Source organism: Actinomadura geliboluensis, assembly GCF_005889745.1.
Lineage (GTDB): Bacteria > Actinomycetota > Actinomycetes > Streptosporangiales > Streptosporangiaceae > Spirillospora > Spirillospora geliboluensis.
On sequence record NZ_VCKZ01000035.1, the window covers coordinates 1 to 20,000 of the forward strand.

Annotated in this window: 18 protein-coding genes; 6 read left to right on the forward strand and 12 right to left on the reverse strand. The window is 70.6% G+C overall.

What is annotated here, in order from left to right:
* Both ETD96_RS07820 and ETD96_RS07825 read right to left on the reverse strand, forming a co-directional pair.
* A partial coding sequence (locus ETD96_RS07820) for a hypothetical protein (protein WP_138635615.1) occupies positions 1-440 on the reverse strand: 440 nt, incomplete at its 3' end.
* A gap of 225 nt (positions 441-665) precedes the next feature.
* Complete coding sequence (locus tag ETD96_RS07825; RefSeq protein ID WP_138635616.1) at positions 666-1,295, reverse strand: LUD domain-containing protein; 630 nt, start codon at positions 1,293-1,295, stop codon at positions 666-668.
* A gap of 150 nt (positions 1,296-1,445) precedes the next feature.
* Here ETD96_RS07825 and sigJ point away from each other — a divergent pair, with 150 nt between their 5' ends.
* The gene (gene sigJ / locus ETD96_RS07830) at positions 1,446-2,363 is read left to right on the forward strand and encodes an RNA polymerase sigma factor SigJ (protein WP_138635617.1); all 918 of its coding nucleotides are present in this window, start codon (positions 1,446-1,448) and stop codon (positions 2,361-2,363) included.
* A 317-nt stretch (positions 2,364-2,680) separates the two neighbouring features.
* Here the strand turns inward: sigJ and ETD96_RS07835 are convergent, their stop codons facing one another.
* Together ETD96_RS07835 and ETD96_RS07840 are read right to left on the reverse strand one after the other, a co-directional pair.
* A complete protein-coding gene (locus ETD96_RS07835) occupies positions 2,681-6,523 on the reverse strand; it encodes a cyclic nucleotide-binding domain-containing protein (RefSeq protein WP_138635618.1) in 3,843 nt (1,280 codons plus the stop codon).
* Entirely contained in the window at positions 6,523-7,401 is an 879-nt protein-coding gene (locus tag ETD96_RS07840) for a sigma-70 family RNA polymerase sigma factor (protein WP_138635619.1), read from the reverse strand. Before ETD96_RS07840 ends, ETD96_RS07835 begins: the two co-directional genes overlap by 1 nt.
* Positions 7,402-7,645: 244 nt before the next feature.
* On the opposite strand from ETD96_RS07840, the gene ETD96_RS07845 reads away from it, so the two are divergent.
* Positions 7,646-7,849 carry a hypothetical protein gene (locus tag ETD96_RS07845; protein WP_138635620.1) on the forward strand — a complete coding sequence of 68 codons (204 nt, stop codon included), beginning with the start codon at positions 7,646-7,648 and terminating at the stop codon, positions 7,847-7,849.
* Positions 7,850-8,073: 224 nt separating this feature from the next.
* Here ETD96_RS07845 and ETD96_RS07850 read toward each other — a convergent pair whose 3' ends face one another.
* A complete protein-coding gene (locus ETD96_RS07850) occupies positions 8,074-8,520 on the reverse strand; it encodes a winged helix-turn-helix transcriptional regulator (RefSeq protein WP_138635621.1) in 447 nt (148 codons plus the stop codon).
* Between the two features lie 87 nt (positions 8,521-8,607).
* Here ETD96_RS07850 and ETD96_RS07855 point away from each other — a divergent pair, with 87 nt between their 5' ends.
* Both ETD96_RS07855 and ETD96_RS07860 read left to right on the forward strand, forming a co-directional pair.
* The gene (locus ETD96_RS07855; RefSeq protein ID WP_138635622.1) at positions 8,608-9,816 is read left to right on the forward strand and encodes an MFS transporter; all 1,209 of its coding nucleotides are present in this window, start codon (positions 8,608-8,610) and stop codon (positions 9,814-9,816) included.
* Positions 9,813-10,709 (forward strand): class I SAM-dependent methyltransferase, encoded by an 897-nt coding sequence (locus ETD96_RS07860; RefSeq protein WP_138635623.1) that lies wholly within the window; start codon positions 9,813-9,815, stop codon positions 10,707-10,709. Before ETD96_RS07855 ends, ETD96_RS07860 begins: the two co-directional genes overlap by 4 nt.
* Here the strand turns inward: ETD96_RS07860 and ETD96_RS07865 are convergent.
* From ETD96_RS07865 to ETD96_RS07880, 4 genes are read right to left on the reverse strand one after another with little or no spacing between them, the layout of a single operon-like run.
* Entirely contained in the window at positions 10,692-12,104 is a 1,413-nt protein-coding gene (locus ETD96_RS07865) for a sensor histidine kinase (RefSeq protein WP_138635624.1), read from the reverse strand. The two genes, ETD96_RS07860 and ETD96_RS07865, sit on opposite strands and share 18 nt — an antisense overlap.
* Entirely contained in the window at positions 12,101-12,799 is a 699-nt protein-coding gene (locus ETD96_RS07870) for a response regulator transcription factor (RefSeq protein WP_138635625.1), read from the reverse strand. Before ETD96_RS07870 ends, ETD96_RS07865 begins: the two co-directional genes overlap by 4 nt.
* Before the next feature lie 54 nt (positions 12,800-12,853).
* Positions 12,854-13,639, reverse strand: a complete 786-nt coding sequence (locus ETD96_RS07875; RefSeq protein WP_138635626.1) for an ABC transporter permease — start codon at positions 13,637-13,639, stop codon at positions 12,854-12,856.
* The gene (locus ETD96_RS07880) at positions 13,639-14,553 is read right to left on the reverse strand and encodes an ABC transporter ATP-binding protein (RefSeq protein WP_138635627.1); all 915 of its coding nucleotides are present in this window, start codon (positions 14,551-14,553) and stop codon (positions 13,639-13,641) included. The genes ETD96_RS07875 and ETD96_RS07880 overlap by 1 nt, the downstream gene beginning before the upstream one ends.
* Before the next feature lie 270 nt (positions 14,554-14,823).
* Between ETD96_RS07880 and ETD96_RS07885 the strand changes: the two genes are divergently transcribed.
* On the forward strand, positions 14,824-15,519 hold the full coding sequence (locus ETD96_RS07885; RefSeq protein ID WP_138635628.1) for a TetR/AcrR family transcriptional regulator C-terminal domain-containing protein: 696 nt from the start codon (positions 14,824-14,826) through the stop codon (positions 15,517-15,519).
* Positions 15,520-15,670: 151 nt separating this feature from the next.
* Positions 15,671-16,672 (forward strand): NAD(P)-dependent alcohol dehydrogenase, encoded by a 1,002-nt coding sequence (locus tag ETD96_RS07890; protein WP_138635629.1) that lies wholly within the window; start codon positions 15,671-15,673, stop codon positions 16,670-16,672.
* Here the strand turns inward: ETD96_RS07890 and ETD96_RS07895 are convergent.
* The 3 genes from ETD96_RS07895 to ETD96_RS07905 form a co-directional block, all read right to left on the reverse strand.
* The gene (locus ETD96_RS07895; RefSeq protein WP_138635630.1) at positions 16,646-16,996 is read right to left on the reverse strand and encodes a DoxX family protein; all 351 of its coding nucleotides are present in this window, start codon (positions 16,994-16,996) and stop codon (positions 16,646-16,648) included. The two genes, ETD96_RS07890 and ETD96_RS07895, sit on opposite strands and share 27 nt — an antisense overlap.
* A gap of 2 nt (positions 16,997-16,998) precedes the next feature.
* Positions 16,999-17,844, reverse strand: coding sequence for a sigma-70 family RNA polymerase sigma factor (locus ETD96_RS07900; protein WP_240807364.1), 846 nt, complete (start codon positions 17,842-17,844; stop codon positions 16,999-17,001).
* 72 nt (positions 17,845-17,916) lie between these two features.
* On the reverse strand, positions 17,917-19,947 hold the full coding sequence (locus tag ETD96_RS07905) for a SpoIIE family protein phosphatase (RefSeq protein WP_171068913.1): 2,031 nt from the start codon (positions 19,945-19,947) through the stop codon (positions 17,917-17,919).
* Positions 19,948-20,000: the final 53 nt, after the last annotated feature.

Here is a 20,000-nt window from a genome sequence, read left to right on the forward strand (position 1 = left end):
CGTTGTGGGGGGAATTGCCAGATTTGCTCGAGTTCTTCTTCGGTAAGCGGCTCTGTGCGGATCACCGGGTCCGGTGCGGGGAGGGTGCAGCGGCCGTCCATGTGCATGCTGCCGTAGACGATGTAGGGGCAGCGGCCCGGTGACTGGTAGCCGTGGCCGCGGGGGCTCACCTCGACGACCGCGTCGCACCACTGGCAGCGGCACCACCATTCCCAGTGGACCGACAGGTCGAAGGGTTCGAGGGGGATGAATCCGACGCGCCGGACGGCGGCGGCCACGTCGGCGGGTACCGACGGGTCGGACAGGTAGCGCTGCCCGCGTTCCCATTCCGTCCGGACGGCGGTGGCCGCGGTCATGTAGGGCTCACCGGTGGCGGCCTGGCGGCGGCGGATGCGGCGCTGCAGGTTGCGGGAAGGGCGACGATGGGGGTCGGCGGTCACGACGTCCTCCGGCGGAGTCCTACGCGCACCGCTGGACGGCATGGGCTCGGGTACCACGCGTCGTCCATGGACGCTTCGTCGTCGGCGCACCAGCGGCGTAGGCGCTCAGTGCTCAGACGGGCAGGCGTGGCTTGCCCGCGCAGGAGGATACCGCCCTGTGACCGCATCGCGCTGGAGAGTAACCAAAACCGGTCCCTCGCGCTGGTCGGAGGGACCGGTCCCGGTTCAGAAGCCGATGGCTTCGCGGAGCAGCAGGACGATGCCGCGCCCCGGCTCGGGTTCGGCGTTGAGGATGAGGACGCGGTTGAGGGCGCTGGGCTGCCCGTAGACGCCCATGGCCCGCTGGTTCTCAAGCGGGAGGCAGTGGTCTTCGACACGGCGCAGCGCCGTGTCCAGGTCGGGCACGACCTTCTGCGCTCCCACGATCCAGATCGCGCGCATCGCGGCGCCCGAGTAACCGGCCAGTTGGCTTCCGCTGGCCGAGCCGGCGACGAGGGATCCGGTCTCGGTGACCGCGGCGACGCTGCCCACGATGACGTCGGGGCAGGCGATCATCCGCCACAACTCGTTCAGCTGAGTGGCACGGTCCATGGTCCTGCTGCGCGCCTTGACGGACGCGTACCGCCCGCTGCCGTTGATGTCCTCGTCGATCCCGGACAGGCGCAGGGTCTCGCTGGCCCCGGTGAACACGTCCGCGCCCTCGGGAATCAGCTCCTTGACGCGCTCGCGCGCGGCGGCGGCGTCATCGAGGATCTCGACGGTGAAACCGTGCGCGGTCAGCGCGGCGGCCGCCCGCTCCAAGCGCTGCGCGGGCGCCGGGACGGTGAAGGATGCTTCCGGCGTTGAGGTGGTCATGGTCTTCCTGAGCCTCCGGGTGATGTGCTGGTCTCGGTGGTTCGACAACGCGGCCGTCCGGAATGTGAGGCGGCGGGCCGGCCTCACATTCCGGGGCGCCGTCTTGTCGGACAGGTGAGGACGGAAGCGACCGAGGGAGCCGCCGGCACCATGACCACCCGAGGGCGGGATCCGCTCGATCCGGGTCTGGACGCGATCATGAGAGAGCGGCGCCAGCTGATCAATCTCGCGTACCGGCTGCTCGGATCGGTGGCCGAGGCCGAGGACGCCGTCCAGGAGACCTACGCCCGCTGGTACGCCATGTCGCGGCAGCAGCAGGACGCCATCCAGTCGCCGGGCGCCTGGCTGACGACGGTCGCGAGCCGCATCTGCCTCAACGTGCTCAACTCGGCGCGCGCGCGGCGCGAGACCTACGTGGGCGAGTGGATCCCCGAGCCGCTCCCCGAACGCGCGGAGTGGACCGGCGGCGTCCCCGCCGACCCGGCCGACCGGATCACCCTGGACGAGTCGGTCAACCTGGCCTTCCTGGTCGTGCTCGAATCGATGACCCCGGCGGAGCGCGTCGCGTTCATCCTGCACGACGTCTTCTGCCACTCCTTCGCCGAAGTCGCCGAGATCGTCGGCCGCACCCCGGCGGCCTGCCGCCAGCTGGCCTCGTCGGCGCGCCGCCGCATCCGCACTGCGCAGGCCCCCGCGAGGACGACCGCCCAGCGCGCCGAGGTCGTCAGGGACTTCAAGCGGGCCTGGGAGGCCAAGGACATCGACGCCCTCATCGGCCTGCTCGACCCCGACGCGACGGCGATCGCCGACGGCGGCGGCCAGGCCGTCACCTTCCTGGACCCCATCGAAGGCGGCGAGCCGATAGCGCACGCCTGGGTCGAACTGGCCAACCGGAGGTCCGCCAACATGGCGCTCTTGGAACGCACGGTCAACGGCCAGCCCGGCCTGGTGGCTCAGGAGGACGGCGTCACCGTGACGGTGTTCGCCTTCGACGTCGTCGGCGACCGCATCAAGCACATCTGGGTAATGCGCAACCCCGAAAAGCTCCGCCACTGGACAGTGGGCTGAGGACGGCTTCGTCCCATCGGGCATCGTGCCCAGTGTGAAATCTACGACGCCACAGATAACGATGAGGCGTCCGACCAGCGATCCGGCTGACCGAATGGGCCGCCTAGACCCACGTCGCCGCCCTCAGGGGAATCGGCTCGTAGGAGCGAAGTCGCCAATGGGAACGTCTGTCGGGCGGAGGAGCGGGGCTGTCCGTCCGCCCCAGACCGGAGCATGAACGGTTGTCGGAACAATGGCAACCGCTACGTGGACCACGTCAAGCAGGTAGGCGGGCGGGTGACAAGACCTGAGTTGGGGCGCGGTTCTCTAGTCTCCGGTCAGCACTCCAGAGCCGGTTCCGGATGGCTGGTCTGGCTTTTTGTTGCTGGACGCATGCTGCTGCCCAATAGAAGACCGCCCGCTGTCATCGTGACCCGTTGCCGACATCCAGACAAGTAGATCCAGCCTTTGATGCTTGTTCCCTTCACATCCCAACTGACGGATTCGTATTCATCGGCTTTTACATGGCCGGGATTGTGTGCGATGACGGTGTCATAGGTCAGCCCTGACGCGATGACGCCTAGGTCGGCCCCCGTCGCGGCGAGTCTTTGCCTCAGTGGTGCGGCGTCGAGGAGCCGGGCCGCGTTGATGATCGTCCAGCCAGAGACACCCGGTGGATCGGGCAGCACGGGTCCGACGTCGACCGCGACCCTGAGCTGGATGCGGGTCGCACTGGCAGACCGCTGATTGTGACGCCGCAGACGCATTTCAAGGGAAGCGATGACCGGGTCGACGACCGTAGCGCTGGGGACCTCGGACGGCACGACGATCAATGCGCCATCGCCGCGATCCTCGCTGTAGCATGATTCCCAGGGAATCCGCGCCTCCTCGAACGACTCGCGCAGGGCGGCGAACATGGCACGCCGCATCTCGATCCTGCTCTTCTCGTCGCGGCCGCGGGAGCTGAAGCCAGTGATATCAGTGAACACGATGGTGCAGTGCTGGTGCGCCGGCGCCGGACCGGGGGATGCGCCCGGGGTAAAGGCCATCGACGGGGTCTGCTGCGCGAGAGGCGATGACTGCATGCTCCCTCCAGACAGCAACGAAGGAGTGCGGGCGGACGACTCCCCCATGGAAACCGAACCACTAGCGCTTGGGGTGCCTTCCGCAGGAGTGGTGAGGATGCTCGCCAATGCGCCTGTGTCGTAAAGGCTGCTCAGTCGAGACGCTGTCATGGCTCTGACCAACGACGCCGGATGGGGCGGGGTGTACCGTGCCGCCTCCCCGTCCAAGGCTGCGTCCGTCCATTGTGCATCTTGCTGCTGGAGCGGCTCCTCGGTAAGCCGCTCGTACATCTCGCCTTCCAATACGCCAACCACGCGGGGATGTGCGCTCAAGTAGCCGACGAACTGTTGCGTGGTCAGGCCGAGCACGTGCAGCGGCTCCATAGCGACGATGGTCGCCGACCGCCGCCGCAGTAGCAGGGCGGCGCGCTCGCCGACGATGTCGCCGCAGCCACGGAAGGCGATGATCCGTTCGCGCCCGTCCCGCTCCACGCAGACGCGCACCGATCCGGATTTGATCACGATGGCGTGGTCGGCGACATCGCCTTCCTCCCACAGCACCGTCCCGGCCGGATGCACGGCTTCCTGCGCGATCGCGAGGAAGTCGGCTCTCTCAACGCTAGTGAGGGCACTCCAGAACCCGGGCCGCTGGGAGGAGGAGCCCACTTGGGCTGGAGCCGCGGGACCGGCGGTCGCAGGGGCGCCACGTCGCCTGTCGCTGCGTTGCCTGTCATCGGACTTGAGACGTCGCCATGCCGCCTCCCAGGCGGCGATACGGGGTGGCGCCACATCACATGCTCGTAGGAATGTCTCGAGTGCCCCCTTACTGGGCATCCGCCGCGCGGCGAGAAAGTCGGCGATGGTTGAACGGCGCAGGGGGAACGGGGAATCCTTGGTGACCGCCTCTAGGCGGCGATATGAGGGGCTACCCGCGCCTGCGTGCACCCTTTTGAGTGCGGCGGCGAATGCCGCAGGGGTAGCGACCGATTCCAGATCCGACTCCCACGTCTCAGAGCATGTTCTGCGCGCATCCGCAGCCTGGTCATATGCCCGTTCGCTGCTCTCAGGAACGGCGGGGGCCTTGAAACGTGGGCCGTTCAGCGAGAAGCGCGGACGTCCAGGTCGGTTGTTGAGCTCGTGCGGACGCCCGGATGGATAGGCCAGCCAGCCCGCCAGCCGGCCGCTGACAGTGACTGGGGAGGCATTGGAGAAGTACGGCCCGGCTCGCAACTCGGAATGGATGTGGTCGGATGTGATGACCGCCAAGTCCGCTCGCGGCGCACTGTCGGCACGCGCGATCTCGAGCAGCTGCATCAACTGCATCAGCTGCCGATTGGGGCGTTCGTCCTGACCGGCGCGCCCCGCTCCATGAAGAGCAAGGGTGATTCTCACGTGGTCGGCGGCGGCACGGACACTGTTGAAGCGGCCCACCAGCCCGACGAGGTCCTCTACCAGTTCGTGCAGTTCGGAGCTTTGCCAGATAGGTGCCTGCACCACGACCAGCAAACCGCTCTCACCGGTCTCGTACGTCGTCGGGTTCCAGATGCGCGCTGCGGCTGCCAACGCTTGATGGATCATCGCGTAGAGCACGCTCGCCACATCGGCTTCGCCGTCGGAGGGGTAACGACGCAGGAACCCGTCCCGGCGCTGGGCCTCCTTGTAGTTCAACTCCACTGCCAGCAGCAGTGATCGTTGTCGTTGAAGCACACGCCCGGAAGACGACGCGGCCGGCAGCGTCCGAGGCATCGACCGCGCTCGTTTGCTCCTCACCCCACAATCACCGGGCTCGGCCAGCAGTGCGAGATCAGCCAACAAGTCGCTTCCAGCAGCCTCCGGCATGTTCACCCAGCCCGCTCGGACCGGCAAGGTATGAGCGCTGGAGGTTCGCAACCTGGTCGCGACGGCGGGCAGGATGCTGGCGGCCTCCCATTGAGGGAGAGCCGAGATGGCGAAAACGGCGTATCCGTTGCGTTCAAAGCATCGCGGCTCCTGCAACACCACGCCCGTCGCGAACGCGGCGGACTGCAGTGCGTACATCACCGCCGCCCAGGAGCGTTGCGGAAAAGACTCTCCGTCGTCGAGGGAATCCACACACATGATGAACACCCCGGACGACATCAGCGCCTGGCCGGCTTGCGGATCAGTCGATGCTCCGAGGTTTCGCTCGATCTCGTGGACGTGGTCCCGCACGGGAGAGGAGCCTGGACCGCTTACTCCTCCCCCTTCAAGACCGCTCGACCTTCCGACATAGACCCAGACGGCCGTTGAAAGCTCTCGAATATAGGTCCGGCGGAACATCTTCGGACTCATACCGATGTCATACCGGGACTCTTGGATCCGCCGAAAGATCCAGTCAGGAAGGATCATCGCCAGGCCCGCCGACGGCGACAGGTCCAAGAACCGATCGAATTCCTTCGCCCCGAGGAGGCGCCTGGTGAAGATCGGAGCCGGGCTGTTCGCCTCGAAACCAAGAGCGGCCATGCCCGCATGCAGCGTGACCTTCAACTGGGATGGCCTCTCCTGGCCAGTGTTGTAGGCGGCCAGTTTCTGTTCGAGCAGCTTGACCACATCCCCGACCAGGGAGACATCTGCCAGCGTGATCGGCAAGAGAAAAGCGTCGGCGTCATTGAGCGCCGTCCAATACCAGCGCAAAGGATGCGATGCGGTCATGGCATCGGTGACCAGCTTGAGGAGGTGATAGCGGTCGGCAAGTGGTTCTTCTCGACAAAAGGACACCACGAGCGTGAAGCCGCCGTGCTGCTCACGTGGCTTCATCGCGCCGATCATGGTCTCGATGATGTCATCGCCGTACTCGGCGTTCGGGAACCGCTCTGGTACTGCGAGCATCGCTGACTCAACGGCTCCGGATCCTGCGGGTGGTAGTTCACCGGCATCCGCGGAGGAACCGGCAGATTGCTCCTGCATGATCTGTTCAGCTTCCTCCGGAGCGGTCATAGACCTGATTCGGCGGGCCGCGGGAGTGCCGAGCGAGGAAGTCTCAAGAAGCATGCGGAACTGATCGTCCACCTGCCCCGCCTCATTGGTCTCCGCCGGCCTGTCGTCCGGTCGGGATTCGGGAACATCGGTCGGGGCTTCGAAGTCATCCTGTCCAGCCATCAGCACTGCCCTTCCCCTCCGCCAGGCCGTGGATCCCTTCCACCTGCTTGCTTCTTACGAAGCCTGGCCAACGCTCCCTCAAGCCGCTTCTCCGTTATTCCCGCTCGCTCGGCGGCTTCTTTCATTGTAAATCCTGCAGCGTAATATGCAACAGCATTTTTTATCTGCGGGTCCACGGGTCCCAGCGCCCGAGCAAGCCTGTCCTGGGTCACCGCCTGCAAGGCCGGGTCGACGCTCCGGCCATCCGACAGAGCCTCGATGTGCTCGTCTTCAAGCGACACCATCCGCCGACGATTTTCATTCCACTTGCGATAGATGGCCGGGAACTGGAGGGCACAGGCATTGACGAAGTATGTGGCGAGAGAAGCCCCTTTTTCAGGAGCCCACCTTCGCTGCTCGAAGACGCTCTTCCTGAACACCGGCAACGCATCGGAGATCATGTCCTGGGCGATCTCGTCGCGGTCCATGTCCGACCAATCCAGGAAGGAGATCTCATCGCCGACCGGCCGATGCAGTCTGCTGCACTTGGCGAAGATCCGGCCGTCGCGCAACAACGCCTTGAGCACAGGACGCGCGTACTGCACCAACTGCTGCAGGAGATAAGCCTCGCGAGGGCCGCCAACCCCCTCTTCGATCACCATCGTGACCATCAGGTGGTCGGCCTTCAGCCGTTCGGCCTTGGACATGTGCGCGGGTTGCCCCGATGCCTCCGGTACCAGCTCCGCCTCGGCATCGGCGATCAACTCTTGAGTCAGGTCGAGGTCGATGGCCAACTCAGCCTCGTCTTGAGGCACCTCCACCTCGCGGTCCTGGCCTGTCGCAGAACCCGTCCCGGGCGGGACGTGCGGCCCTGGCGATTCATCCTGCACCGTGGACATGCCACGCCTCCGTCCCGTCGCGGCTCTTGAGGGTTACTACCGTGCACGACGACATAGGACGGCAACGCAGGTTTCCCCTCGCGCCATCACCAGGTTTTTTGGGGCGTCCCTCACGCAACAGCCTTGAGCTGGGAGAACACCACCCAGATCAGTTCACTCGATCAACGCGAGGGGAAACGGGACGGATGGGCCTATGCCTTGGCGTCCACCACTTCAGCCCCTCTCTCAAGGAGAGTGCGACATCATGGCTCAGCGTCCCAACTCCGATCAGGGGCCGGCTCTACTCACCATCCGCAGCGCGCTGATCTTCCTCCTGGCCGCGCTCGTCGCGGTCGCAGTCTGCCTGCTCACCTACGCGACACGCCGCTCCGTCCCCGAGGCCCTCATCGCCGGCGGTGCCGCCGGGGGCGCAGCGATCGGACTGTTCAACTCAGTGATCAGTTCCTGAAGGAGGCGTCGGACGAGTCGGACCTAGACGCCCGGTTCGTCCGGTCGAGCAACTGGTCATCTGCACGTGATGTCGCAAGAAGGGCGGACACATCAGTCCGTCCTTCTTGCGTTGTTCTCCCGGTCCCTCCATGCGAGCCGAGTTGCCGCCCGGCGGCCGCCACCTTGACCAACCCGCCCTAGGCAGGGCAGTACTCAGCGAGACAGCGGGCTGAGGACGGTCGGTTAGTGGGTCTTCTGTACGTGGGTGGTGTCGGCGTCTAGGACGGTGCCGTCGGTACTCATCGGGGTGAGTTCCGGTACTGGGTCGCCGTGCTGGTCTACGAGGGTTGAGTGGGTCTCGCCGGGGGCGAAGGCGTGACGTTCTCCCCACTGCCGCAGGGTGAGGACGACGGGGAAGAGGTCGCGGCCCGCGTCGGTGAGGACGTACTCCTGGCGGCGGCCGGACGGCGCGGTGCGCTGGTCGAGGAGCCCGTGGGCGGTGAGCTTGCGCAGGCGGTCCGTGAGGATGTTGCGGGCGATGCCGGTGCGTCGCTGGAACTCGGTGAACGAGCGTGCGCCGTCCATCGCGTCGCGGACGATGAGCAGGCTCCACCTGTCGCCGACGAGGTCGAGCGTGCGCGCGACAGGGCAGGTGGGGTCCGTCCAGTCGACGTCCTGAGCGCGCGGCATGACCCCTCCCGATCGGTTGCGGATTGAAACCATCATGCCGTACGGTCCGATTGGTTGCAATTTGCTACTAATCGACTTGGAGGGGCGATGGGCGTGTGGCGGCGGTTGCTGCTCGCGGTGGTGTGCGGTGTCGCGGTGGCGAGCATCTACGCCGCGCAGCCGGTTCTGGAGCCGATGGGACGCGATCTCGGTGTGCCGGCACAGCACACCGGGTGGATCGTCGCGGTCGGGCAGGTCGGTTACCTGGCGGGCCTCGTGCTGCTGGTGCCGCTCGGCGATGTGGTCGACAGGCGCCGGCTCATCGCCGTGCACCTGGCGCTCACCGCCCTCGGCATGATCGTCACGGCCTCGGCGCCGGGCGCGTGGGTCGCGTTCGCGGGGCTCGCGGTGGCCGGGGTGTTCGCGGTCGTGGTGCAGACGACGGTGGCCTACGCCGCGTCCGTCTCGCCGCCCGGCGAGCGCGGACGGACCATCGGCGTCGTGACCTCCGGCGTCGTGGTCGGCATCCTGGGCGCGCGGGTCGTCACCGGCATGCTCGCCGAGGTGTGGAGCTGGCGGAGCGTCTATGCCGTGCTCGCGGTGCTGTCGCTCGGGCTCGCGGGCCTGGCCCTTGCCGTTCTACCGGCGGAGGAGCGTCGCGATCGGACGGGTTACGGGCAGGCCGTCGTCTCGCTCGGCGGGCTGTTCGGGCAGCGCGTCTTCCTGACGCGCGGGCTTATCGCGTTCTTCCTGTTCGCCTCGTTCGGAAGCCTGTGGAGCGGACTGTCCCTGCCGCTGGCGGGCAGGCCGTGGCACCTGAGCGAAAGCCAGATCGGCCTATTCGGCGTAGCCGGGCTGGCGGGCGCGCTCGGCGCGGCGCGTGCGGGCAGGTGGGCGGACGCGGGACGGGCAGCACCGGTCACCGTTCTGGCGCTCGTCCTGCTCATCGTCTCGTGGGCGGCGATCGGGCAACTGCCGTGGTCGCTGTGGCTCCTCGCCGCCGGGATCGTGGTCCTCGACTTCGCGGTCCAGGCCGTGCACGTGAGCAACCAGCACGTCCTGACCGCCGCGTATCCGGATCGCACCAGCAGCGCCATCGGCGGCTACATGGTCTTCTACTCGCTCGGCTCCGCCTTGGGCGCGGCCGCGACCACCGCCGTCTTCACCTCCCATGGCTGGACGGACTCCAGCGTTCTCGGGGCCGGTTTCGCGGCGTGCGCACTGGCCGTCTGGACGTCCACCGGGCGTCCACACGTGCCGCGCGTTGCTCGTGAGCGCGTCGAGGTGCGACCGTTGCGGCGAGGGGGTGTGCGATGAAGTCGGGTGGAGCCAGCCGGACGGCGGTCTTCGTGTGCCAGGGGCGCGCTGTGGCGGACGGCAGGCTGGCCGCGGGGCGGTTCAGCGATCCGGTGGCCAGGCGACTGCTGCGGCCGGACGAGCTGGAACCGGTCGAGGCGGCACGGGACGAGGCCGCCGCCGAGCAGGCCCGCGGCCGGGAGCGGTGGGCGGTGGAGTCCGTCCGCGCCTGCGCCGAGGTCGTGGTCCCCCGCACAGTGATGATCGACGACGTGGTGACCCGCGCCGTGACGGACCGGGACGGCATGCAGGTGGTCCTGCTCGGCGCCGGGCTGGACGGCAGGCCGTGGCGCCTGCGGGCCTTGGAGGCCGCGACGGTGTTCTGCGTCGATCACCCCGCCACGCAAGCGGAGGCCCGCGAGCGTGCCGCCGGGCTGACGCCGGTGGCGGGGCGGCTGGTGTTCGCCCCGGTCGACCTGACCACCGAGCCGCTGGACGCCGCCCTCGAGGCCGCCGGGCATGACCGGGCGGCGCCGACCGTCTGGGTCTGGGAGGGAGTCGTGCCCTACCTGCGCGAGCCCGAGGTCGCCGCGACGGCGACCGCGCTCGCGGGACGGTCGGCGCCCGGCAGCGTCCTGCTGGTGCACTACCAGGCGCCTTCGCTGACGGCCGCGCTCGCCCGAGGCGTGCTCGGCCTTGTCGCCCGCGCCGGCCGCGTCGAGTCCGCCACGGCGGACGAGCCGTGGCGCTCGGCCTGGCGGCCCGCCGAGATGGCCGGCCTCCTGGCGGCGCGGGGCTTCGCCGTCGAGCGGGACGCCGACCTGCTGCGACTCGCCCGTGAGATCGGATCGCCCGCCGCGCACGGCCGGTCGCTGCGCAACGGCCGGGTGGCCGTGTCAAGGATGCGGGGGTAGCAGGACGCGGAAGGCCGTGCCGGTGCCCGGGGCCGTGTGAATCTCCACGTGGCCGCCGTGGGCCCGGACCAGGGAGTCGACGATGGCGAGTCCCAGGCCCGCGCCGCCGCCCCGGGTGGCGCGGGCGCGGGCCTCGTCCGCGCGGTAGAAGCGGTCGAAGGCCCGTTCTGCCTGCTCAGGCGTCATGCCGGGGCCCTTGTCGCGGAGTTCGAGGACGGCGAAGCCGTCGCGGGTGCCGACGCCGATGCGGACCGGGGTCCCGGACGGGGTGTGCGCGACCGCGTTGCCGACGAGGTTCGCGACGACCTGGCGGAGCCTGGCCTCGTCGCCGAGGACCGGTGCCGGGGCGGGCGGTCCGCCGCCGGGGCCGGTGAGCGACACCGGGCGGCCCGGGTCGAGGGCGTGCAGGTCGTGGAGCGCGTCGGCGGCGAGCGTGCGCAGGTCCATCGGGGTCGGCTGCAGCGTCTGCGCGGTGGCGGCGGCGCCGTCCTCGTCCAGCCGGGCGAGGAGCAGGAGCTCCTCGACGAGGTCGACCAGGCGGGCGGCCTCGCGCTCGATGCGGCCCATCGAGGCGTCGACGTCGGCGCGCTCCGGCATGCCGCCCATCCGGTACAGCTCGGTGAAGCCCTTGATGCCGGCGAGCGGGGTGCGGAGCTCGTGGCTGACGTCGGCGATGAAGCGCCGCATCCGCCGCGCGGAGTCGGCACGGGCGGCGTCGCCCGCCTCGATCCGGTCGAGCATGCCGTTGAGGGACGCGGCGAGCCGGCCCAGCTCGGTGCGGGGGGCGGCCAGCTCCGGGACGCGGCTGGAGAGGTCGCCGGACGCGATCGCGGCGGCGGTCGTCTCGATCCGGCGCAGCGGCCTCAGCCCGGCCCGCACCGCGAATCCTCCGGCGACGCCCAGCAGCACCAGGACCATCGCGTCGATGATGAGGACCTGGCGGGTGAGCCGTCCCATGTCGGTGTCGACGTCGCCGAGCGAGCCCGCGACCAGGATGCAGCCGCCGGTCGCGGCCGGCACGGCCACGGCCCGCCACTCCCGCCCGCCGTCCCGCGACCCGGTGGTGAAGGGGGCGCCGTCGCGCGCGGCGACGGCCGCGGTGTCGAGGCGGGGCAGGCCGGAAGGGGGGTTCGGAGCGGGCTGGAGGACGCGTTCGACGCGGCCACTGGCGTCCAGGTAGGCGGTGTAGACGGTGTCGGAGCCCTGCTGGGCGCTCCCGTTGCTGGCGGTCGCAGTGGCGATGTCGCGGATCCGTTCGTCCAGCTGGCCGACGAGGGCGCCCTGGAACTGCCGGAGGAGCAGGCCGGTGCTGCCCAGCAGCGCGGCGACCAGCAGGAGGAGTGTGATCGCGAGCAGCCGCCCGCGCAGGGAGAGGCCGCGGGACCGGGCGGTCACTGCGGCGGCCTGCGCAGCACGTAGCCGGTGCCCCGCACCGTGTGGATCAGCTTGGGCTCGACGGTGTCGACCTTGCGCCGCAGGTAGCTGACGTACGAGGCGACGATGCTGTCATCGCCCCCGAAGTCGTAGTGCCAGACGAGGTCCAGCAGCTGCTCCTTCGACAGGACCTGCCCGGCGTGCTCCATCAGGACGTTCAGCAGGTTGAACTCGGTCGGGGAGAGCGCGACCGCCCGGCCCGCGCGGGTCACCTGGCGGCTGGCGGGGTCCAGGGCGAGGTCGCCGACGACCAGCCGCCCGTCCGGCTGCCTGCCGGCGGCCCGGCGCAGGATGGCCCGGATGCGCAGGATCAGCTCCTCCAGGTTGAACGGCTTGGTGACGTAGTCGTCCCCGCCGGCGGTCAGCCCGCTGATCCGGTCCTCGGCGGCGTCGCGCGCGGTGAGGAACAGGACCGGCGGCGGGCCGGACGGCGACGGCGCCGCCTCCCCGCGCAGCCGCCGGACGACCTCGAAGCCGTCGAAGTCCGGCAGCATCACGTCGAGGACGATCAGGTCGGGCCGCCCCCGCCGCACGGCGTCCAGGGCCTCCGAACCGGTCGTGACGGGCGACACGGTGAAGCCGGCCAGCCGCAGGCTCGCGGCGAGCAGTTCGCGCAGCGTCGTGTCGTCCTCCACCACCAGGAGGTGTTCTGTCATGGCCGTCCCGTCCCGTCCCTCACCGACGTCTTCCATCCTCCGCGACGGCCCGGGCTAAGCGTCCCGCTTGCGGAAGGTCAGGAACGCCGCCGTCAGGAGGACCCCCGCGCACCCGGCCATGACCGCCAGGCCGGGCCCCGGATCCAGCAGGGCCGGGTCGCGGTAGGCGGTCGTGACCTGCCCGCCCGCGGAGGGCGGCCAGTACTCCGCCGTCCAGTCCGCGAGCCGGCCGGGGAGCGCGGGGCCGAACGCCGGGACGATCAGCAGCGCCCCGAAGAGCGTCGTCACCGTGGCGGTGGTGCTGCGGATCAGCGTGCCCAGGGCGAGCCCGAGCAGTCCGGCGAGCGCGAGGAAGGCGGCGCCGCCGAGGACGCCGCGCGCCGCGCCGGGGTCCGACAGCGCCAGGTGCGGGGCGCCCGCACCCTTGAGCGCCGACTGGCCGGCGACGAACCCGGTGAGGGTGGTCAGCAGCCCGGCGGCGAACGCGATCACGCCGAGCACGGCGGCCTTGGCCGCGAGGACCCGGGACCGGTGCGGGACGGCGGTCAGCGTGCCGACGACGGTCCGGCTGCCGTACTCGGCGGTGATGACCAGGCCGCCCAGGAGCGCGATGGTGACCTGGGCCAGGATGTAGCCCTTCAGGCTGGTGGCCAGCGGGTCGAAGGCGAGCTTGTCGGCGGCGGTCATCGTGGCGTACTCGTCCCCGGCGGACGACCCGTTGAGCGTGCCGAGGCCCGCGCCGATGACGAGCGTGCCGAGGACGACGTACAGGGTGGACCGCATCGTCCGGATCTTGATCCACTCGGCGCGGAGGGCATGCCGGAACGTCGCCCTGCCCATCAGGCGGCTCCCTTCTCGGACGCGTACTGGACGCTGTCCCGGGTCAGGTCCATGAACGCCTGCTCCAGGGACGCCTGCCGGACGGTCAGCTCGTGCAGTTCGACGCCCGCGGTGGCCGCGAGCGCGCCGACGCCGGCGGAGTCGAGCCCGGTCACGGCCAGGCCGTCCTCGCCGCGGGCCCGGACGGTGGCGCCCGCCGCCGTGAGCCGGCGGCCGAGGACGTCCGCGTGCGGGCTGCGCACGACCACCTCCCGGTCGGAGTGCGCGGCGATGAACGCGGCCATCCCGGTGTCGGCGATCAGCCGTCCCCGGCCGATGACGATCAGGTGGTCGACGGTGAGCTCGATCTCGCTCATCAGGTGGCTGGACATCAGCACGGCCCTCCCCTCGGCGGCCATGCGCCGCATCAGCTCGCGGATCCAGACGATGCCCTCGGGGTCGAGGCCGTTGAGGGGCTCGTCCAGCACGAGCACGGGCGGGTCTCCGAGCAGGGCGGCGGCGATGCCGAGCCGCTGCTTCATCCCGAGCGAGTACGTCCCGGCGGCGCGGCGCGCGACGCTCGTCAGGCCCACCTCGTCCAGGACGGCCTCGACGCGGCGGCGCCCGATGCCGTTGCCGGCCGCGAGCGCGAGCAGGTGGTGGTAGGCGCTGCGGCCGGGCAGGACGGCCCCGGCGTCCAGCAGCGCGCCGACGGCCTTCAGCGGCACGGGGTGGGCGGCGACCGGACGCCCGCCGACGGCGGCCGTGCCCGAGGTGGGGGCGTCCAGGCTCAGGATCATGCGCATGGTCGTCGATTTGCCCGCGCCGTTCGGGCCCAGGAAGCCGGTGACCTCCCCCGGGCGGACGGTGAAGTCCAGCCCGTCGACCGCCAGTACCTCGCCGTAGCGTTTGGTGAGCCCCCGAACTTCGATCATCTGCGTTCCTCCTGGTGGGTTGCCGCGAAGCGGGCGCACCGTCGCGGTGCGGCCGAGACCCAGGCTGGGCGGGGATTCTGGGCCGAGGTGGGGGATCATGTGAGCCCGATGTGAACGGTGGCGCGCAGGGTGCCGGATACGCCCAGGTCAGAGGGCGGAGCCCGGTGCGGGGGCTGCGGCGTGCCGGTGAGACTCACAGAGGACTCACAGAGAACGCGGCGCCCTGGAGCCTTACGGGGTACGGATAGGGTGCGTCCGGAGGACCGAGCCATGACCCTGCCGAGCGATACCGACGATCTGCCCCGCATTCCGCTGAGCCGGAGGCGGGTGCTGCGCGGCGCGGTGCGGCTGGCCGACCGGGACGGCGTCGACTCGCTCACCATGCGCAAGCTCGCGCAGGAGGTCGGGGCGGAGGCGATGTCGCTCTACCACCACGTCGCCAACAAGGAGGCCGTGTTCGACGGCCTGGCGGAGATGGTCCTCGAAGAGGTCATGGAGGCCGTGGGCAAGGTCGAGGCGCCCGACCCGGCCGAGGACTGGCGCGCGGCCCTGCGGGCGCGGGTCCTCGCGGCGCGGGAGGTGCTGCTGCGCCACCGGTGGGCTCCGCAGCTGCTCGCCACCCGCACGAATCCGCTCGTCATCGCGTACTACGACCAGGTCGTCGGCATCCTGCGGGCGGGCGGGTTCTCCTTCGATCTGGCGCACCGCGCGCTGCACGTCCTGGGCAGCCGCGCCCTCGGCTTCACGCAGGAGTTGTTCCAGCCGGACGCCGCCCAGGGCGTGGACGCCGAGGCCGCCATGGCGGAGATGGGCGACCGGTTCCCGAACATCGTCGGGATGCTGGCGGACGCCGTCCACGACGATCCGGACGGCACGCTGGGCTTCTGCGACGACCAGTTCGAGTTCGAGTTCGCGCTGGACCTGATCCTGGACGGGCTGGAGCGGCGCCGCGCCGCCGGTTCGTAACGCCGACCGGCCGACCCCCAGCGGGTGACCCTTTCTTCAGCGGGCCCCTTGACTCTCTTACGGCGTACGTTAGCCTTACATAGTACGACAATCTTACGACGTACGACGAAGACAGGCATGGGACTCCATCACCCCCCGAAGGGAACCCGCCATGAAGGCTTGGAGCTGGCACCGCTACGGTCCGCCGTCCGAAGTCCTGACGCTCGTGGACGCCGACGAGCCCGGCGTCGGCCCGGACGACGTGCTCGTGCGGGTGCGGGCCGCGTCCGCCAACCCCTACGACTGGCGCCACGCGATGGCCGACCCGAAGCTGGCGCGGCTCAGCGCCGGGCTGCGGCGGCCGAAGCCGGGGCTGGTCCTCGGCGCCGACCTCGCCGGCGTCGTCGAGCGCGTCGGCGAAGGGGTGACCCGGTTCCGGCCCGGCGACGCAGTGTTCGGGGAGGTCAAGCTGGGCTCGTTCGCCGAGGCCGCCGCCGTCCCGCAGGACAGGCTGGCCGCCAAGCCCGCGCGCCTCACGTTCGAGCAGGCGGCGTCGGTGTCGATGGCCGCGCACACCGCGCTGCAAGGGCTGCGCGACTACGGCCGGATCGCCGCCGGGCAGCGGGTCCTCGTGAACGGGGCCTCCGGCGGGATCGGCACGTTCGCCGTCCAGCTCGCCAAGGCGCTCGGGGCCGAGGTCACCGGCGTGTGCAGCACCCGGAACGTCGAGCTGGTCCGTTCCCTGGGCGCGGACGACGTCATCGACTACTCCCGTGAAGACTTCACCGAACGGGACGGGCGATACGACCTCGTCATGGACATCGTGGGCAACCGGTCGCTGGCGCGGCTGCGGCGTCCGCTGGTCGCGCGCGGGACGCTCGTGATCGTGGGCGGCATCGCCTCGGCTCGCGGCAGGCTGCTCGGCCCCGCCGCCCTGGGGCTGCGAGGCGTCCTGCTGTCGCCCTTAATCGGCCAGCGCATCGCCAACGTCAGCTGGAAGCCCAACTCGGCCGACCTGGAGTTCCTGGCGGAACTCATGGAGAGCGGGAAGGTCACGCCCGTCATCGATCGGACCTACCCGTTCGCCGAAGTCCCCGAGGCGCTGCGGTACATCGAACGCGGCCACGCTCGGGGAAAGGTCGCCATCTCAGTTGGCGATGGCCAGGGTGAGTGAGGCGGCGGCCAAGGCCAGGTAGGCGCCGGGGAAGGCGATGTTGTAGAAGACCCTCGCCCGGACGTGCGCGGCCACCGCGATGACGAAGAAGGCGACGAGTCCGGCGGCCGCGGCGATCCCGATGACGTGCAGGCCGAGCAGTCCGAGGACGAGCCCGGCGGCGCCGGCGCCCTTGAGCGCCGCGAGGAGCGGGAGCATCGAGCGCGGCACCCCGACCTCCGCCGAGTTCGCCAGGACGAACCGGGCCTTCGCCAGGTCGGCGACGACGATCGCGGCGTTGATCGCGACCGTGATGAGCGTGACGGCGATGTACGTGGTGGACATGGTCAGTCCTCGATGTGGAGCAGCGCCAGCCGCCGGGGGTCGGCGACGACGTCGTAGCGGACGATGAGGCCGTCGGCGATGTGGAACACGAGGGCTGCGCGCGGGCGGCCCGGGCCGACGGCGATGCCGGGCCGTCCGTCGATGCGGACGAGGCGTGCCCGCACGGCGGCGGAGCGCATCGCGCGGGTCTCCTCGACGACGGCCTCGATCCCGTGCACCCGCTGCGGGGCGCCGGGGCGCAGCACCTGCGGGTCGGCCGTCCTGACCACGTCGGGATGCAGGACCTCGACCAGGCCGTCGATGTCGCCCTGCTGGGCCGCCTTCATGAAGGCGGTGACCACGCGCTGGGCCTCGCCCGACTCCGCGTCCGGCCATCCGGTGCGGCGGACGCGGCCCCGGGCGCGGCTGGCCAGCTTCTTCGCCGAGCCCGGTGTCGTGTCCAGGATGTGGGCGATCTCCTCGAAGGGCGCGCCGAACACGTCGTGGAGGATGAGCGCGACGCGCTGCGGAGGCGTCAGCTCCTCCACCACCACCGTGAAGGCCGCGGTGAGCTCGGCGGCGAGCAGCGCGACGTCCTCGGGGTTCTCGCCGGTCGCGGGGGTCGGGAGTTCCTCGGGGCGCCGCGGGGTCTCGTGGGTGCGGCGCAGGACGTCCAGGCAGAGGCGGGTCACCACGGTGGTCAGCCACGCCTGTGTGTTGCGGATGTCGGCCGGGTCGGCGCGGGCGTACCTGGTCCATGACTCCTGGACGACGTCCTGCGCGTCCGCGTCCGACCCGAGGATGCGGAACGCCACCGCCAGCAGATGCGGTCGCTCGCGGTCGAAGGCCGCTGCCTGGTCGGTACTCACGTCCCCTCCTGTCCTTCGTGTTCGTCTACACACCAGACGCACCAGGGCCGCCGAAGGTGACTCACCCCGGGGCTAGGTGCGCAGGGTTCGCGCGACGAGGAGGGCGATGTCGTCCTCGGCCTGCCTGTTCCCGGTCATGAGCCGGATGACGGTGGTGCAGAAGTCGTCCAGGGGCGGCTCAGCCTGGGCCAGTGCCGTGCCCAGGCGCTCGATGCCCGTTTCGATGTCGGCGTCGCGGGTCTCGATCAGGCCGTCGGTGTAGAGGGCGATGAGGCTGCCTTCGGCGAGATCGACGGTGAGCGGCTCGTAGTCGCCGATCCCCAGCCCGATCGGCAGGCCGCCCGGCGGGCGCGGGAAGGCGACCTCGCCGTCCGGATGGACGATCGCGGGCGGCGGATGCCCGGCGGTGGCGATCGTGCAGAACCCGGACGCCGGGTCGTACACGGCGTAGACGCAGGTCGCGCCCGCCGGGTCGAAGGGGGTGCGCTCCTCCTCGGCCTGCCGGACGACCAGCCGGTCCAACTGGAGGAGCACCCGGTGCGGCGGCAGGTCCAGGTAGGCGAGGGTGCGGACGGCGGTGCGCAGGCGGCCCATCGTCGCCGCCGCGTTGATGCCGTGGCCGGTCACGTCCCCGACGACCAGGGCGATCCGGCCGCCGTCCAGCGGGATCGCGTCGTACCAGTCGCCGCCGACGCCGACGTGCGCGTCGGACGGCAGGTAGCGGGAGGCGACGTCGACCGCGCCGCCGCCGGTCAGGTTCCGCGGCAGCAGGTTGCGCTGCAGCGCGAGGGCGGCGGCGTGCTCGCGGGTGTACTGGCGGGCGTTGTCCAGGCTCAGCGCCGCCCGCGCGGCCAGTTCCTCGGCGAGGACCAGGTCGTCGCGGGTGAACGGCGTCCGGTTGTCGGTGCGGACGAACACGGTCACGCCCAGGATGTCGCCGCGCGCCTTCAGCGGGACGACGATCAGCGTGTGCATCCCGGTGGCGGCGATGACCCGGGACCGGTCCGGGTCGACGTCGAGCCAGCCGCCGGGCGAGGTGTCGAGCACCGGCTCGAAATGGGACCGGCCCGTGTCCAGGACGCGGGTGAACGGCGAGGCCGGCGGCACGTACACCGGCTCCCCGATCGGCCACATCGACTCGGGGACGCCGTCGTGGATCGACGCCGCCCCCGCGCGGCGGAACACCGGGACGCTGTTCTCCGACGAGGTCAGATGCTGCAATGGCTCGGCGTCCGGCAGCACGGACTCGGCCAGGTCGACGGTCACGAAGTCGGCGAGGTCCGGCACGGCCAGGTCCGCCATCTCCTGCGCGGTCTGCCGGACGTCGAGGGTCGTGCCGATGCGGGTGCTGGCCTCGCGCAGCACGGCGAGGCGGCGGCGGGCCCGGCTGTGGCTGATGTCCAGCGCGACCGAGCACACGCCGAGCGGCCGGCCGTCCACGCCGTCGAGCCGGAAATGGGAGATCGACAGGGTGACGTCCTCGCGGCCGTCGGGCGACGTCCGGTGCACCTCCTCGTCGAACAGCGGGACGCCGTCGGCGAGCACCCGGCTGATCGCCTCCACCGCCGCCCGCGTGTCGATCCCGGGCGGCGGGTCGGTGAGCCGGCGGCCGACCCGGTAGTGCGGGAACACCGGCTGCAGGCGCTCGGCGGCCGTGTTCATCCAGACGCACCGCAGGTCGCGGTCCCAGACGAGCAGGGCGAGGGGCGAGCGCCGCAGGAGCGGTTCGAGCATCGAGGACATGCGGTCGGACGCGTCCTCGACGGAGCCCATGCAGACCAGCCAGGACGGCCGCTCCCCGGCGCCGTCCAGCCGGAGGACGTCGGCGTGCACGACGAGCGCGCCGCCGTCGCCGCCCTGCACCTCCAGCAGCCCCGACCAGTGCTGTTCCGTCCCGTCCGGCCAGGTGGGCGGCCCGGCGTCCGGGCCGCGCGGCGGGAGCAGGCGCACCGCGCCGCGGCCGAGATCGGTGTCGCCGTGGCCGAGGAGTTCGCGCGCGGCGCGCGTCCAGCCGGTCACGGTCCCGTCCGCGGCGAGCACGGCGACCGCGTCCGGTCGCCCGCGCGGCGGCCCGCCCCCGGCCGTGCTGTCGGATGTCGTCATCGTGGCCCCCGTCCGATGTGAAGACCCGGCACCTATGGGCAATGCCCCGATAC

Coding starts and splice junctions, on each gene's coding strand:
- ETD96_RS07895 (WP_138635630.1), bottom strand. CDS start 16,996: ATGTCCACCACGTACATCGCCGTCACGCTCATCACGGTCGCGATCAAC.
- ETD96_RS07835 (WP_138635618.1), bottom strand. CDS start 6,523: ATGGCTGGACAGGATGACTTCGAAGCCCCGACCGATGTTCCCGAATCC.
- ETD96_RS07840 (WP_138635619.1), bottom strand. CDS start 7,401: ATGTCCACGGTGCAGGATGAATCGCCAGGGCCGCACGTCCCGCCCGGG.
- ETD96_RS07855 (WP_138635622.1), top strand. CDS start 8,608: ATGGGCGTGTGGCGGCGGTTGCTGCTCGCGGTGGTGTGCGGTGTCGCG.
- ETD96_RS07825 (WP_138635616.1), bottom strand. CDS start 1,295: ATGACCACCTCAACGCCGGAAGCATCCTTCACCGTCCCGGCGCCCGCG.
- ETD96_RS07885 (WP_138635628.1), top strand. CDS start 14,824: ATGACCCTGCCGAGCGATACCGACGATCTGCCCCGCATTCCGCTGAGC.
- ETD96_RS07880 (WP_138635627.1), bottom strand. CDS start 14,553: ATGATCGAAGTTCGGGGGCTCACCAAACGCTACGGCGAGGTACTGGCG.
- sigJ (WP_138635617.1), top strand. CDS start 1,446: ATGACCACCCGAGGGCGGGATCCGCTCGATCCGGGTCTGGACGCGATC.
- ETD96_RS07890 (WP_138635629.1), top strand. CDS start 15,671: ATGAAGGCTTGGAGCTGGCACCGCTACGGTCCGCCGTCCGAAGTCCTG.
- ETD96_RS07860 (WP_138635623.1), top strand. CDS start 9,813: ATGAAGTCGGGTGGAGCCAGCCGGACGGCGGTCTTCGTGTGCCAGGGG.
- ETD96_RS07850 (WP_138635621.1), bottom strand. CDS start 8,520: ATGCCGCGCGCTCAGGACGTCGACTGGACGGACCCCACCTGCCCTGTC.
- ETD96_RS07905 (WP_171068913.1), bottom strand. CDS start 19,947: ATGACGACATCCGACAGCACGGCCGGGGGCGGGCCGCCGCGCGGGCGA.
- ETD96_RS07870 (WP_138635625.1), bottom strand. CDS start 12,799: ATGACAGAACACCTCCTGGTGGTGGAGGACGACACGACGCTGCGCGAA.
- ETD96_RS07845 (WP_138635620.1), top strand. CDS start 7,646: ATGGCTCAGCGTCCCAACTCCGATCAGGGGCCGGCTCTACTCACCATC.
- ETD96_RS07875 (WP_138635626.1), bottom strand. CDS start 13,639: ATGGGCAGGGCGACGTTCCGGCATGCCCTCCGCGCCGAGTGGATCAAG.